12 protein-coding genes are annotated in these 15,378 nt (G+C 56.2%); 5 read left to right on the top strand and 7 right to left on the bottom strand.

All coding sequences use genetic code 11. The annotated features are described in order from the left end of the window. Positions 1-23 precede the first annotated feature (23 nt). Complete coding sequence (locus GS636_RS12640) at positions 24-956, top strand: LysR substrate-binding domain-containing protein (RefSeq protein WP_171669704.1); 933 nt, start codon at positions 24-26, stop codon at positions 954-956. 371 nt (positions 957-1,327) lie between these two features. Here GS636_RS12640 and GS636_RS12635 read toward each other — a convergent pair whose 3' ends face one another. The 4 genes from GS636_RS12635 to GS636_RS12620 are packed head-to-tail and all read right to left on the bottom strand — an operon-like array spanning position 1,328 to position 4,680. Beyond that, positions 1,328-2,512 (bottom strand): aromatic amino acid transaminase, encoded by a 1,185-nt coding sequence (locus GS636_RS12635; protein ID WP_171669703.1) that lies wholly within the window; start codon positions 2,510-2,512, stop codon positions 1,328-1,330. A gap of 6 nt (positions 2,513-2,518) precedes the next feature. Beyond that, positions 2,519-2,845, bottom strand: a complete 327-nt coding sequence (locus GS636_RS12630; RefSeq protein ID WP_171669702.1) for a hypothetical protein — start codon at positions 2,843-2,845, stop codon at positions 2,519-2,521. Next, the gene (gene proC / locus GS636_RS12625) at positions 2,842-3,642 is read right to left on the bottom strand and encodes a pyrroline-5-carboxylate reductase (protein WP_171669701.1); all 801 of its coding nucleotides are present in this window, start codon (positions 3,640-3,642) and stop codon (positions 2,842-2,844) included. Before proC ends, GS636_RS12630 begins: the two co-directional genes overlap by 4 nt. A 3-nt stretch (positions 3,643-3,645) precedes the next feature. Then, positions 3,646-4,680, bottom strand: a complete 1,035-nt coding sequence (locus tag GS636_RS12620) for a zinc-dependent alcohol dehydrogenase family protein (RefSeq protein WP_171669700.1) — start codon at positions 4,678-4,680, stop codon at positions 3,646-3,648. 140 nt (positions 4,681-4,820) lie between these two features. On the opposite strand from GS636_RS12620, the gene GS636_RS12615 reads away from it, so the two are divergent. The 4 genes from GS636_RS12615 (at position 4,821) to GS636_RS12600 (ending at position 9,650) form a co-directional block, all read left to right on the top strand. Next, positions 4,821-5,297 carry an Lrp/AsnC family transcriptional regulator gene (locus tag GS636_RS12615; RefSeq protein WP_171669699.1) on the top strand — a complete coding sequence of 159 codons (477 nt, stop codon included), beginning with the start codon at positions 4,821-4,823 and terminating at the stop codon, positions 5,295-5,297. Between the two features lie 311 nt (positions 5,298-5,608). Further along, positions 5,609-6,316: an IS6 family transposase gene (locus GS636_RS12610; RefSeq protein ID WP_171669698.1), complete on the top strand. Its 708-nt coding sequence runs from the start codon at positions 5,609-5,611 to the stop codon at positions 6,314-6,316. A gap of 347 nt (positions 6,317-6,663) precedes the next feature. Further along, positions 6,664-7,371, top strand: a complete 708-nt coding sequence (locus GS636_RS12605; protein WP_171669697.1) for an IS6 family transposase — start codon at positions 6,664-6,666, stop codon at positions 7,369-7,371. Between the two features lie 299 nt (positions 7,372-7,670). Beyond that, entirely contained in the window at positions 7,671-9,650 is a 1,980-nt protein-coding gene (locus GS636_RS12600) for a bifunctional 2',3'-cyclic-nucleotide 2'-phosphodiesterase/3'-nucleotidase (protein ID WP_171669696.1), read from the top strand. Positions 9,651-9,957: 307 nt separating this feature from the next. Here the strand turns inward: GS636_RS12600 and GS636_RS12595 are convergent, their stop codons facing one another. From GS636_RS12595 to nirB, 3 genes are read right to left on the bottom strand one after another with little or no spacing between them, the layout of a single operon-like run. Further along, positions 9,958-12,612 carry a nitrate reductase gene (locus GS636_RS12595; RefSeq protein WP_171669695.1) on the bottom strand — a complete coding sequence of 885 codons (2,655 nt, stop codon included), beginning with the start codon at positions 12,610-12,612 and terminating at the stop codon, positions 9,958-9,960. Next, positions 12,612-12,944, bottom strand: coding sequence for a nitrite reductase small subunit NirD (gene nirD / locus GS636_RS12590; protein WP_171091868.1), 333 nt, complete (start codon positions 12,942-12,944; stop codon positions 12,612-12,614). The genes GS636_RS12595 and nirD overlap by 1 nt, the downstream gene beginning before the upstream one ends. Continuing rightward, positions 12,941-15,376, bottom strand: coding sequence for a nitrite reductase large subunit NirB (nirB, locus tag GS636_RS12585; protein ID WP_171669694.1), 2,436 nt, complete (start codon positions 15,374-15,376; stop codon positions 12,941-12,943). Before nirB ends, nirD begins: the two co-directional genes overlap by 4 nt. Positions 15,377-15,378 lie beyond the last annotated feature (2 nt).

Below are 15,378 nucleotides of genomic sequence, written 5' to 3'. Positions count from 1 at the left end.
ATCAAATATAGGATATCGGCCAGGTGAATTTCGCTACATTGGACCTCAATCTTTTGCGCGTGTTGGACGCCCTCTTTAGCGAAGGCTCAACTGTCAAGGCGGCCGACAAGCTCGGCATGTCGCAATCCGCAGTCTCCGGAGCATTGTCGCGTCTTCGTCATGCCTTGGACGACCCCGTTTTTGTCCGTCAGGGAAACCATTTGGTTGCTACCGATTATGCGTCCAGGATTGAAACCGGTTTGCGCGAAGAACTCGAACGTCTTGCGGCTCTGCTAGCTCCGCCAGCTACCTTTGATCCGCGAACCGCTGAAGGCACTTTCCGGATCGCCGCCAGCGATTTTTTCGCGGAACTACTGATGCCACCCTTAGGAGATCTCCTGCAAAAGTCAGCGCCCAATCTACGAGCTCAGCTGGTTGATCTGGTTCCGAATGACTATGTGGCCAGTCTTGAACGACGCAACGCTGACATAGCACTGATCCCAGATTTGCTCCTGCCGGACTGGGTCAATCGGGAGCCACTCTTCCATTCGCCGTTCCACGTGATAGCTCGCAAGGGAAATCCAAAGCTTGAGGAGCTTCAGGAAGGAACGCAGATGCACATGGATACGTTCTGCGCACTCCACCACGTCTTGTTTTCTCCAGAAGGGAATCTGGCTGCAATGGGTGATGCTGCACTTAGTCGCGTCGGAAAACAGCGACAGGTTGCGATGACCGTGCCCGTCTTCAGTGGCGTGTGCCGCGCGGTAAGTGAAAGCGACCTCATTGCGCTTGTACCCGCGCAACTTGCAAAGAAAGTGGCCAAGACATTCGGACTTAACGTGTTCGAACCTCCGATGCATATTGAACCGGCGTTGATCATCGGCATCTGGCACAAGCGTTCCGACAACGCCCCGATGGCGGCTTGGATGCGTAGCCAAGTCTTCGAATTGGTGAAGGCGTTGGACTTAGACAGTTAGTCAAACTGTTCTTTGCAGAACCCTTGGAGCAGATTCAAATTGATGTTTCGAAAAACAGAATCGGATAACACAAACCAGCCAATGCAGAAATTTGCTCAGCCGCAACAAACGACAGCTTAGTCCGCTTGGCAGACGTTCAGCAGATTTCAGCGAACGTCCGCTGCCGTTCAATGCAGACCTTCGGGCGAAATTTCTCGGAATGACCACCATCAATGACCGCTTTCCGTTCCTAAGCCGTCATCTGACTGAAAGACTCATATGACTGCCTTGAGCCCAGAGTGACTGATGCTGCAGCTCGAACGAACGTCTGCTTTGCGAAAACTTGAAAGAGTAATTTCGGTCGGCTGACACAGTATGCAGCACGCTAAACGCTATGTCGCAGACGTTACTTCTGAAATCGCTCCGATCAGCTTCGTGATGTCTTCCACCCCGAGCCGAGCGACGTTCACGCGTCCGCCTTTCACAACATGGATGCCGTGATCACGCGTAAGAGCGGTTTCTTGCGCCTCGGTCAGTGGGAGAAGGGAGAACATGCCGGCTTGCCGGGCAATACAGGCTAATTTGTCAGTGCCAAACTCGGCGCGTTCGGTATACGCAATCTGTTTGCGCACCTGGGCGACCCGCGTGCGCATTTGCTCAAGCTCGTCAAGCCAAAGCCCCTTGACGATATCGTCTTGCAAGATCGTGCGCACCACTGATGGGCCATGATCCGGCGCATGGGATGCGCCAGAGCGGACGATTGCGGACACGGCTCGGTGCATTCGGTCTCTGTCGCCCGAGCGCGTTTTCACAAACAACGCCCCCGCACGGTCGCGGTAAATGCCGAAAGATTTGGAAAGGGTGATGCAGACAATGCATTCGGGGAACCGCCCGGCGATCTTGCGCGCCATGGCGCAATCGGCGTCCCAGCTTTGGGCGAAGCCCAGATACGCAAGGTCGATCCAAGGGACGATGCCGCGCGCCTCAAGTAGATCGAGCAACGCGTCGAACTGCTCTGGGGTCATGTCCGCGCCGGTTGGGTTGTGGCAGACGCCCTGCATGAGGAAGACATCGCCCGCACGGGCGGCCTTCAGCCCCTCTAGCATTTGGTCAAAGGTGATCTGAGCCGCAAGCCGGTCGTAGTATGGCACCTGCGCGAAAATCGCTTTGGCCGCACTAAGAATTGGAACGTAGTTGCCATAAGTCGGTGTCTGCAGCCAAACGACGGGCGGTTTCGGCACCTGCGCCAAGAGATCCGCCATAACTCGCAAGGCGACGGCTCCGCCAGAGGTCTGTGCTGAAACCCAACCGTCATCATAGGCATCACCCATGATCTCACGCCCCAGCACACGGCAGTATTCAGCGTCACCGGTCAGCGCGAGGTAGGATTTGCTGGTCTGCGTTTCGACCAGCTTTCTTTCGGCCAACTTGACGGCTTTCAGGACAGGCGTTTGGCCGTGTTCATCCTGATAGATGCCCACGGTCAGGTTGAGTTTGTCCTTGCGGGGATCTGCCGCGAAGTAGTCGGCCCCGATCATGATGGGGTCAACGGGATAGTCCTCAACCTGTTTAAACACCCTGAGTCAGCCCTTCTCCAAGATACCCGTGGTGACCAGCGTCTCGAAGTACTCAACCTTCAAGTCAAAGGACTTCAGGAGCTTCTGAGTGCTCGGTTTGACCACGGCATCGTCAAACGCACCCTTCTCAAAATGCCCCGCTGAAGCGAGGTCGGACCAGAGGCTGGTCACCACCAGTTCATAATTGGTCCCATCCACCTTGACAGCCAAAGACGCGCCAAGATGACCGGGCAATTCAGCCATCTCCCGGAATGTCGTCCGTTCCAGATGGTCCGCGTATTGGTCAAGAACGGCCTGAGACCCGGCCACGGCGCGCCACCATCGAATGATCATTGCTCTGCCTTCCCCAGTTCGACGGCCCGGTCGCGGCAGGCGATCATTGCCTTTGCGATCACGTCCCCAAAGCCGTTCTCCTGCATCGAGACAATGGCCGCATGGGTTGTCCCGTTGGGCGATGTGACACGGGCTCGGAGAACCTCTGGCGCATCTCCCTTGGTGGCCATGGTGGCAGCGCCAAGCGCCGTTTGCAGGGTCAGCGCCTTGGCATCCTCCGGGCGCAGACCCAAAGCGGTGCCGGCCCGGATCATTTCTTCGAGCATCAGAAAATAATAGGCGGGACCACTGCCTGATACAGCCGTGACAACATCCAGAAGGTCTTCACGTTCGACGGTGACGCAAATGCCGAAGGCCTCGATGATGGCTTTAGACGCTGCGCATTGTGCTTCGGTCGTGTGTTCGTTCACGTAAAGCCCCGTCGCCCCCAGACCAAGCAGGGCTGGTGTGTTGGGCATGGTGCGGGCGATGGCGACCGGTCCAAAGAAGCTTTCAAGCGATGCAATCGTAACCCCGGCGGCAATGCTGAGGATCAGCTTGCCAGACAGGTCTGCATCCATCTGTTTGGCCACAGCAGCAATGACCTGAGGTTTGACAGCTAGCACGATGATGTCAGCGGCAGCGGCGCTGGTCACATCGTCTGTTGTGTGGACGCCGTGCTCACTCGCCAGTCGATCCCTCTGGTCGGCATTCGACTCGACAACCGTGATCCACGAGGGTGCCCACCCACTGGCGATCATTCCGCCAATGATGGCCGACGCCATATTGCCGCCGCCGATGAAAGCTATGTTGTCCATGGCTCAGAAGCTCGTGATGACGGTTGCGCCGACCGACTGGAACTTGTCCATGTTCATCAGCGCCTCGGGGGCCGCGTCGATGCTGATCTTGTCACCGACAAGACGGGCAGGGTTCAGCTTGCCGCTTTCGACCATATCGAGCATTGCGCCATAGCGATGGGCTTGCGTCCCGTGGGAGCCGAGCAATTCGATCTCTTGACCGACGATCTTGGGCATTGGCACGGCTGGGGTAGCGTGATCACCCAGCATCAGGCCCACCTGGATGTGCTTGCCCCGTGGCCGCAGGCAGAGGATCGAGTTGGTCATTGTGGCAGGATGGCCAAGCGCGTCCAGCGAGACATGGGCGCCGCCCTTGGTGATCTCCTTAATCGCCCCGACCACGTCGCTCTTGCCGTCAATGGCTGCGACAGCGCCAAGCTCCTTGGCCAGAGCCAGTTTCGCCGGGTCGAGATCGACCCCGATCACATTCGCCCCCGCCGCGCTGGCGATCATCACAGCGGACAGACCAACGCCGCCGCAGCCATGCACGGCGACCCATTGGCCCGCGCTGACTTTGCCTTGGTCGATTACGGCCCGAAACGAGGTGGCGAACCGGCAGCCAAGGCTGGCGGCCGTGGCAAAATCCATCGTCTCAGGTAAGGCAACCACGTTCAGATCGGCCTGATGGATCGGCACATATTCCGCGAAACTGCCCCAATGGGTGAAGCCTGGTTGTTCCTGATGCAGGCACACCTGTTGATGCCCGGCATGACATTCGCTGCACGACCCGCAGCCGCAGATGAAGGGCACGGTAACCCGGTCGCCCACCTTCCAGTTCTTCACGTCCTTGCCGACCGCCTCGACCACACCAGCCAGTTCGTGGCCGGGGATGTGAGGAACCTCGATATCGCTATCGTGACCCATCCAACCGTGCCAGTCGCTGCGACAGACACCAGTGGCTTCCACCTTGAGGACGACCCCATGAGCTTCGGGCGCAGGATCCGCCACGTTCACGACCTTGGGGGCTTCTTGAAATTTTTCGAACAGGACAGCTTTCATAGCAGGGTCTTTCGGCTTTATCGACTGGTTGAGCGGAAGCTATCATGTGATGAAGAAATTACCTTGCTATTCTGCCCTTGATTATGATTATTTTGAGCAGAACCCCCTCAACCTGAGCACCTAATGAGGAAACTCTTCCCTTGTCCAGCATCGACCCAGTCAACGCACAGATTCTCGAACTGCTTCAAAGCGATGGGCGCATGACCAACGCCAAACTGGCTGAGCACCTGAACATGAGCGAAACCCCCTGCTGGCGCAGGCTCAAGAAACTGGAAGAGACGGGCATCATCGAGGGCTACCAAGCTCACCTCAATCGCCGAAAACTGGGCCTCGGCGTCATGGCCTTCGTTCAGTTGAGCTGTTCAGAGCACGATCAGGCCGCGACCGCCGAGTTCCAACGTATTATCGAGGTCACGCCCAATATCCTCGCCTGCCATAACACCACCGGCGAGGACGATTTCCTGCTGATCGTGGTCGCGCGCGATCTGGACGACTACAGCGCTTTTGTTGACAGCACTTTGCGGCGTCTGCCCAGTGTGACCAGCATTCGCTCGAACCTGTCACTCAAAGAGATGAAGGCGTCGAGCAAGCTGCCTGTGCGTAGTTCGGAGCGATGAACAGAACGCCGTCCCAACAGCGGACATTCGTGCGAACGCATCGAAAGGAAGCTTCGTCCGCAAAGCGGATGCTCATGCCGAGTGCAGCGAATGACCGCCACGAGCCCAAAGCAGACCTTCAATTCCAAGCAAGGTGACTTCCGAGATGCGGACAAACCGGACTTATGCAGTTGCGGCTATTGCTGACGCAGCATCAATGCGCAGTTGCAGCATCTTTTGTGTAGCGGCTAGCGTGCGTCAGCAGAGCGCTCATTGGTCTTGTCAGAAGAACTTTGCTTGAGCGGGGCAGGGCGGTTGCATAGCATTTAGGAATGACCAAACCTGCCTCTTTCAAGTACTTCAAAACCAGTCCAGAGATCATCTGCCTTGCGGTGATGCTGTATATCCGTTTCCCGCTCTCGCTTCGGAATGTCGAAGATCTGTTGCACGAGCGAGGCATCGACGTGAGCCACGAAACAGTCCGATATTGGTGGAACAGGTTTGGTCCAATGTTTGCAGCTGAGATCCGACGAAAGCGTTGTCAGCAACTGCGTGCGTTCTCCAGATGGAAGTGGCACGTGGACGAGGTTTTCGTAAAGGTGAATGGCAAGCGACATTATCTGTGGCGGGCTGTTGATCACGAAGGTGAAGTGCTGGAAGCAGTTGTCACCAAGCGCCGAAACAAGGCTGCAGCACTGAAATTTCTCAAGAAATTGATGAAGCAGCACGGTAAAGCGGAAAACTTCGTGACGGATCGCTTCGCCTCCTACATAGCCGCGCTCAGAGAGCTCGGCGCTACCGAAAAACAGCAGACGGGCAGGTGGCTCAATAACCGGGTTGAGAACTCGCACCTGCCGTTTCGACGACGCGAACGCGCCATGCAACGTTTCAGGCGCATGCGAAGTTTGCAGAAGTTCGCCGCCGTCCACTCTTCCGTTTACAACCACTTCAACCAGGAAAGATCGCTAGCCAGCCGAGACATCTTCAAGCTGACCCGCGCCGCCGCTCTTAGCGAGTGGCGTCAACTTTGTTCCGGATAGGTTCGCGGTTTCTGCAGCAAACTGAGACTGGTTCGAATTCGTCTGACAGCACCGCCACTCATACCTGTCTCACTTCAGTTGTGTTTTCTGACCCGGAATTGTGCCGCAATTCCCGCGCGTTGGCGCGTGCGCTTTCAATCGGAGACAGAGCAGACCGTACATTCAAGGCGCAATTCCAGCCCTAGTCTCAGTGGCGCATTTTGTAGAGTTCGCTTTGGGCGGGATTTCCCTAATAGCCGGCAATTTACCGGGAAATTCTGCAAAACAGGTCCGGAACTCAATTTTTCTAAGGTCTTATCAGAAGAACTTTGCTTGAGCGGGTTCGGGGTGTTGCGTAGCTTTTGCCCATGACCAATCCTGCCTCTTTCAAGTATTTCAAAACCAGCCCCGAGATCATCTGCCTTGCGGTGATGCTGAACATCCGTTTCCCGCTCTCGCTTCGGAATGTCGAAGATCTGCTGCATGAGCGAGGCATCGACGTGAGCCACGAAACAGTCCGATACTGGAGGAACAGGTTTGGTCCTATGTTTGCAGCTGAGAACCGACGGAAGCGTGTTCAGCAACTGCGTGCCTTCTCCAAATGGAAGTGGCACATTGACGAGGTTTTTGTGAAGGTGAGTGGCAAGCGGCATTATCTTTGGCGGGCTGTTGATCACGAAGGTGAGGTGCTGGAAGCGGTTGTTACCAAACGTCGAAACAAAGCTGCAGCACTGAAATTCCTCAAGAAATTGATGAAGCGGTACGGATGCGCCGAAGAGATCGTCACAGATCGCTTCGCTTCCTACAAGGCAGCGTTCAGAGAAATGGGCGCGCTCGATAAACAACAGACGGGCAGGTGGCTCAACAACCGCGTCGAGAATTCACACCTTCCTTTCAGACGATGCGAACGAGCGATGCAGCGTTTCAGGCGCATGCGAAGTCTACAGAAATTCGCCTCCATCCATTCCTCTGTCTACGACCACTTCAACCACGAAAGATCGCTAGCCAGTCGAGACACCTTCAAGCTGACCCGCGCCGCCGCTCTTGGCGAGTGGCGTCAGCTTTGTTCCGGATAGGTTTGCGGTTTCCGCGGCAAACTGAGACTGGTTCGAATTCGTCTGACAGCTCCGCTGGTCGTGCTCTCTCCGCTTCATTCAACTTCGTATCTTCAGGAAATTTAAGGGTTAGTTTGATCAAGCAAAGAGAAGCTTAAGTTCACTACCTGCGACACCATAGCAAAATCCGGGTATTTGGGTATGGTATTGAATACACCCGCCTATGAATAACGCGACAGATGTTCTCGCAACTCGTGTCATACGGATGTTGTGAATAGCCAGAACAAGACGCGTTGACCAACCCACTTAAGAGGTGCCCCATGTCGTTCTCTAACCGTTCGCTATTTTCGCGTCGCCAGTTTCTGTACACGACAGCTGCGAGTGCTGCTGCAGTTACGCTTCATCCTTTCTCTGCTGCCGCGGCCAACAACCAAGCGCATCTTCGGATCATGGAAACTACAGACATTCATGTTCACGTCTTCCCCTATGATTACTATGCCGACAAGCCCCGCGACACGGTAGGACTGTCCCGTACGGCCTCGATCATCAATGAAATCCGCGCGGAAGCGACCAACTCGATTTTGGTTGATAACGGAGACTTTCTTCAAGGCAATCCGATGGGTGATTACATCGCCTATGAACGCGGTATGAAAGAAGGTGACAGCCACCCAATAATCACCGCATTCAACACAGTTGGTTATGATGCGGCCACACTGGGCAATCACGAGTTTAATTATGGGTTGAACTTTCTTGAGACCTCTTTGGCAGGTGCGGATTTCCCAGTGGTTCTGGCTAACGTAGCAAAGGAGAAAGGCGCAAGCCCGCGCGAGGACAAGACGTTCGTTCAACCCTACGCCATTCTCGACCGAGAGATTGAAGTGGGTGACGGCACAAAGCATCCGATCAAGATTGGTGTGATCGGGTTCACCCCGCCGCAGATTATGAACTGGGATCGCAAGCATCTCGAGGGCAATGTCGAAGCGCGGGATATTGTTGAGACGGCCAAAGCCTATGTGCCTGAGATGCAGGAACAGGGCTGCGACCTGATCATTGCGTTGTCGCATTCGGGAATTGGCGACGCCAACCATGAAGACGGTATGGAAAACGCTTCGGTCGTGCTGGCTGGCGTTGAAGGGATCGACGCGCTTGCCACGGGTCACAACCATTTGGTCTTTCCGTCGCCAACATTTGCGGACCGTCCCGGCATCGATGTTGAAAAAGGCACACTGATGGGCAAGCCCGCCGTCATGGGCGGCTTCTGGGGCTCGCATCTTGGTGTACTGGATCTGCTGCTGGAACGGGATGGAAATAAATGGCGTGTGGTGACAACCACATCCGAGGCGCGACCTATTTCCCAAAGGAACGAAGACCGATCCATCACCGCCTTGGTCGAAGATGATCAGCGAGTCCTCGACTCGGTTGCGACAGTTCACGACGAAACGCTGGCCTATGTGCGTCGCGCTGTTGGTAAGACCTCGGCCCCGCTGCACAGCTATTTCGCGCTGGTCGCGGATGACCCGTCTGTCCAAATCGTATCAATTGCACAGAAGTGGTATGTCGAAGAGATGTTGAAAGGCACCGAACATGAAGGCCTGCCGATCCTGTCTGCGGCAGCACCTTTCAAAGCTGGTGGCCGCGGCGGTCCGGAATACTACACCGATGTTCCCGTTGGTGACGTTGCCATCAAAAACGTTGCCGATCTGTATCTCTATCCGAATACGGTCCGCGCGGTCCGCGTGAATGGTGCGCAAGTCAGAGGCTGGCTTGAACGGTCGGCCGGAATGTTCAATCAGGTTGAAACGGGTTCAAAAGATGCAATCCTGCTGAACCCGGAATTCCCATCTTACAACTTCGACGTCATGGATGGCGTGACCTATGAAATTGACCTGTCCCAACCCTCGCGCTTCGGACCCAAAGGCGAAGAGATTAACCCGGATGCAGCGCGGGTTGTGAATCTTTCGTACAACGGCGAACCGGTTACCGAAGACATGGAGTTCATTATCGCCACCAACAATTATCGTGCGTCAGGCGGTGGATCCTTCCCCGGAGCGTTGGGTGACACAATTGTATTCGAAGCCCCAGATACGAACCGCGATGTCATCGTGCGCTACATTGTCGAGCAAGGAACGATTGATCCAAAGGCAGATGCCAACTGGTCTTTTGCTCCGCTTGCGGACACGACTGTATTGTTCGAGACCGGCCCAAAAGCACGAGACTATATGGGCGACGTCAAGGGAGTCACAATCGAGGACGCCGGAGAAGGTGCTGACGGCTTTGCAGCCTTCCGGATCAAGCTCTGACTCAATTTGGGCGCGAATATCACCCGCCATCAAATAAGGAAGGTGGCGGGCTTGCTTCAGTTGACTCGAGGCCCGTAGTGGCGATGCGAATTTCGGCGCTGTAGCTACAGTGCGGCTCGTCAGAGGAGACATTTACTTCAGACGCGAAACTCGGACACGGGTGGAGTTCTGGAATAGAAGGCAAAGCCGTCGTCGTCCCCAAGTAAGGCTAAATTGGATATGTGGTATAGAATGAACAGAACCCATGCTTAATTAGAACGCCAACTAAAGCAAACCGCAGTTCTGCTCGAAGATCCCGCGCCAATCTTTATTGTTCTTGAAGGCAATTCTTCGGGTTTTTGCGTTTCAACTTCGAATGCTCGGTGACCAAGTCAGCCAACTCTGGTCGGCATGAACCGCAGTTCGTTCCAGCTTGAAGGGCATTTCCGATATCGTCCACATTGATCAACCGTTTTTCTTGAATGGCGTCGATGATGGTTTTTAGCCCGACGCCGAAACACGAACAGACGATCGGTCCGCAATCTTCAGACGCAGAAGATGACCGGCCAGATAGAATCTGATGGAATGAGACCTCAGGCAAAGTTGCCAAATATTCTCGCATTAGCGTGATAGGTTGGCAGGAAATGAAAAGCGCTGCCAAAAGGCGCTGTCCATCTGACAGCGCGATCCTGTGCGAGCCGCGTTTGGAATCTTCGATTGAAGTCGCCACGGCATCGGGTAGTCCAAACCAATCTCGGGCTTTCTGTTCCCAATCGTCAATGTCTTGCTTCCCTGCTAACTCGATCCTGTAACCCTTGGCCGTTTTGCTCATTGCCCAGTATTCTGCCGTAGGTGAGGCCGCATCGACCGACACGGCGAAACCGTACCACGAAGCATTCATACGTCGCACCGAAACAGCCGCCGCCTTGCTCTCAGGCTGTCCAGAGACTGGATCAACTACACTTGGAACAAGCGCATCCACACGGGCTGTTGGTGCCGTTTCACCTGTCCAGTGAATGGGAGCAAACACTTGACCTGGAGCGACCGTGTCGGTGATGCGAAGTCGAAAGATGCCGTTTCCGACTGCGCTGTTGAGCTCGACCAAATCTGCGGCACCAATACCCAACCGATCAACGTCTTTCGGATTAACCTCGACATATGGTTCAGCCAAATGGGCCGAAAGACGCGGAGACAACCCAGACCGGGTCATAGTGTGCCACTGATCCCGGTTTCGTCCTGTATTCAACAGAAACGGGTATTGTTCAGAAGTCGCAGCTTTGGGTGAACGATGGGTGACGGGAACAAAACGTGCTTTGCCATCAGGATGAAAAAACTGCGCATCACCAAAAAAACGACCATTCGATTTGCTGGATGTCGTCGGCCACCTTGTCGGGCTCAGCGCTTCGTAGCCCGCGTCATCAATGTCCGAAAATTCTGTAATGTCCAAGTCTTTGCCAAATGCTGCGGCAAGCGAGGTCATCTTAGCGTATTCTCGAAAAATCTGCGCCGGTGTCTTATAGCTAAATGCCTCGGTCCACCCCATGCGGCGGCCCACCTCGGCCAAAATATCCCAATCCGCGCGTGCTTTTCCCGGCGCTGACAGAACGGCGCGTTGTCGGCTGATCGTGCGGTCTGAATTGGTTACTGTGCCGCTTTTTTCGCCCCATCCTGCCGCTGGAAGCAATACGTCTGCGAGACGCGCCGTGTCTGTCCGGGCAGTCAGGTCGCTGACAACTGTGAATGGACAGCTTTCGATCGCTGTCTTCACCCGGTCGGCATCCGGCATGGTGGCCGCCGGATTGGTGTGGATGATCCAAAGTGCTTTTATCCGACCGCGTTCGACAGCGCGAAACAAGTCGACCGCTTTAAGCCCTTGCTCCTCCGGCATCTTTGGTGCTTTCCAGAAGTCCCGGACGGCTGATCTGTGGGCCTCGTTTTCAATATCCATGTGACACGCAAGCGTGTTGGCCAGACCGCCTACCTCTCGACCACCCATGGCGTTTGGCTGACCGGTGACCGAGAACGGACCCATCCCTGCGCGCCCGATCCGCCCGGTGGCCAGATGGCAGTTCAGGATCGCGTTGACCTTGTCTGTTCCGCTGGAGGATTGGTTTACGCCCTGACTGAAAATCGTAACGACCCGCTCGGTTCCAATCCACAGATCGCAAAACGCTTCGATTTCATCTGGGGTAAGCCCGGTCTCATCCGGATCATCAAGCTGGGCGAGTTCGAGGGCTTCAATGTACCCATGGCTGCGATCCAGAAAATCCACTGCCACATGCCCCGTCTGGTGAATTCTGGTTAGCAGTCGATTAAACAACGCCACGTCGCTGCCAGGTTGCAACGCCAGATGAAGATCTGCTTGATCGCAGCTTGCTGTTCGACGTGGATCGACAACCACAATCCTTGTACCGCGCGCCTGACGTGCGTCTATCACGCGCTGATAGAGAACGGGGTGGCACCAAGCAAGGTTTGAGCCAACCAAGACAACCAAATCAGCCTCGTCCAGATCCTCATAAGTCCCGGGCACCGTATCTGTGCCAAAGGCGCGTTTGTGTCCGGCCACTGTTGATGCCATACACAGTCGAGAATTGGTGTCGATGTTGGCCGACCCCATGAAACCCTTCATCAGCTTGTTGGCGACGTAGTAATCCTCTGTCAGCAACTGCCCCGAGACATAAAATGCCACGCTGTTCGGTCCATGGTTCTTGATTGCAGCGGAAAACCGATCTGCGACCAGCTGCAGCGCCTTGTCCCAGTTTGTGTCCTGGCCGAAGGCGCGAGGAGCCAGCAACCGATGTTCCAGCCCGACTGTTTCGCCCAAAGCCAAGCCTTTCGAGCACAAACGCCCGAAATTCGCCGGATGATCCGGATCACCGCGAACAGTCAAGCCTCCGGCCCCATCGGGTCGCAGAAGCACACCGCAACCGACCCCGCAATAGGCGCAAGTCGAGCGAACTTCGGGTAGACCACTTCCGTCCATCAGGCGGCGCTCCGCCGGGTAACTGCGCTGTCGTCCAACAGGATACGGTCCTCTTCAAGGCGCACGGGATAGATGGTGATGCGGCCAGCATCAGCGCCCTGCGCTTCGCCCGTGTTCAGGTCAAATACCCAATTGTGCAAAGGACAGGTCACCGACTGCCCGTGCACGATACCCTCAGACAACGGACCGCCCTTGTGCGGGCAGCTGTTGGTCGCGGCAAAGACCTCTGCCTCGGCAGTACGGAAGACAGCGATGCAGCCAATATGCGTCTTGACCAGACGTGCCCCGCGCAAGGGAACCTCGTCGATATGTCCGATGTCGATCCAGCTCATTCCGCGGCCTCCAGTGTGAAATCTGCAATTGGCGCGTAGGTCCGCGCTTTTTCTTTGACGTGTTCCGCCCACGGGTCTTTGCGGTAGATGCTCTGCGACAGTTCGAACCGGGCGACCAGGGCGGCACGGTTTTCAAGGTCTTCAACAACCTGAGCTTGGACCCAGTCCATTCCGACCTTACCCAACCATTTATACAGGCGATCCAGATATTTACCGCCTTCGCGGTAGGCCTGCGTGACGGCCATCACGACCTCGATCGCTTCGTCTTCGGTGGAAACCTGGCAGAGCAATTCGGTCTCTTTGACGTCCATGCCTGCGGCCCCGCCGATGCTGATCTGATAGCCTGAGTCGACGCAGACCACGCCGATGTCCTTGCACGTCGCCTCGGCACAGTTTCGAGGACAGCCGGATACGGCCAGCTTCAGCTTGTGCGGCGTCCACGACCCCCACAGGATTTTCTCAAGCTTGATGCCAAGCCCAGTGCTGTCCTGCGTGCCAAACCGGCAATGATCGGTGCCGACGCAGGTTTTGACCGTGCGCAGACCTTTGGAATAGGCGTGGCCAGAGACCAGCCCGGCCTTGTTCAGGTCTGACCATATGGCGGGCAGGTCCTCGCCCTTTACGCCCAGCAGATCGATCCGCTGACCGCCAGTAACCTTGACGGTGGGCACATCGTACTTGTCCGCCGCATTTGCAATGGCGCGCAGTTCGTCAGGCGTGGTGATCCCGCCCCACATACGCGGTACAACGCTAAATGTGCCGTCCTTCTGGATGTTGGCGTGTTTGCGCTCGTTGACAAAGCGGCTTTGCGGGTCGTCCTGATACTCCAGCGGCCAATCCGCCAGCAGGTAATAGTTGATCGCCGGACGGCAGACATGGCAGCCATTGGGCGTCGTCCAGCCAAGTTCCTGCCAGACGGCAGCCTGACTTTTCAGTTCCTGGCCCTTGATCAGACGACGTACATCCTCATGCGTCAGATCGGTGCAGCCGCAGATTGGTTGCGCCGTTGGCATCTGGAAGTCGTCACCCAATGTGACCTGCAACACCTGTTCCACCAGCCCTGTGCAGGTCCCGCAAGACGCACTGGCCTTGGTGCCTGCACGAACCGCGCCCAGATCGTCGGCGCCTGCGTTGATCGCCTCGACAATCTCGCCTTTGCATACGCCGTTGCAGCCGCAAATCTCCGCCTCAGGCGGCAATGCTGCAACGGCTGAGAGAGGGTCCGCGGTATCGCCCCCCTGATAGGCTGGACCAAAGATCAGTGTCTCTCGCATCTCTTCGATGCTGGTGCCATCCTTGATCAGGCCAAAGAACCAGCTGCCATCGGCCGTGTCGCCATACATAACGGCGCCGACCAGACGATCCTCTTCGATCACAAGGCGTTTGTAGACCCCGCGCGAGGGGTCTCGGAACACGATATCCTCACGTCCTGGCCCTTCGGCGAAGTCGCCCGCGCTGAATAGGTCACAGCCGGTGACTTTCAGCTTGGTCGAGAGGGTTTTTTGCGCGAATGCAGCGTCTTCCTCCAGCAATGCCTGCGCTGCGACTTTCGCTTGATCGTAGAGCGGAGCGACAAGTCCAAAGACCTCTCCGTCATGTTCGACACACTCACCAATCGCAAAGACATCCGGGTCCGAGGTCAGCATCTGGTCATCCACATGAATGCCACGCCCGGTGGCCAGACCAGCCTCTTGCGCCAGCGCCGTATTGGGGCGGATGCCCACCGCCATGACCAGCAGATCACAGGGCAGTTCGGTCCCGTCATCCAGCAACAAAGCGCGGACCTTGCCGTCTTCCCCGAGGATTTCTTTGGAATTCGCTTGCAGGCAGATCTTGATGCCTTTGTCTTCCAGCGACTTCTTCAGCAAATACCCTGCGGCTTCATCCAGCTGCCGCTCCATCAGATGGCCCATGATATGCACCACCGTGACGTCCACACCATGCGCAGCCATGCCCGCTGCTGCCTCTAGGCCCAACAAACCACCGCCGATGACAACGACCTTGTTATCCGGGCCCATGCCCATCATCTGTTGGGTGTCTTCCAGATCACGATAGGCAATCACGCCCTCCAGATCATGCCCCGGCAGAGGGATGATGAACGGGTTAGATCCGGTGGCGATCACCAACTTGTCATAGGGAACGTGGCCGTTCGCACCCTCGACCACCTTCATCTCGCGGTCGATCTTTTCCACCTTTTCGCCAAAGCGACAGGCCACGCCCCGCTCGGCATACCAAGCGTCATCATGTGTGACGATCTCTTCGTACGTCTTTTCACCCGACAGAACCGGGCTGAGCATGATGCGGTTGTAGTTCCCGCGCGGCTCGGCGTTGAACAGGGTGATGTCGAACGCATCCGGCGCGGCGTCGGTCAGGTGCTCCAGCACCCGACCCGAGGCCATACCTGCGCCAATGACTACAAGTCTTTGCTTCATGA

The sequence above is a fragment of the Ruegeria sp. HKCCD4884 genome, from assembly GCF_013110855.1.
In the GTDB taxonomy this organism is placed as follows: Bacteria; Pseudomonadota; Alphaproteobacteria; order Rhodobacterales; family Rhodobacteraceae; genus Ruegeria.
This window is presented reverse-complemented; position numbering and strand designations above follow the sequence as displayed.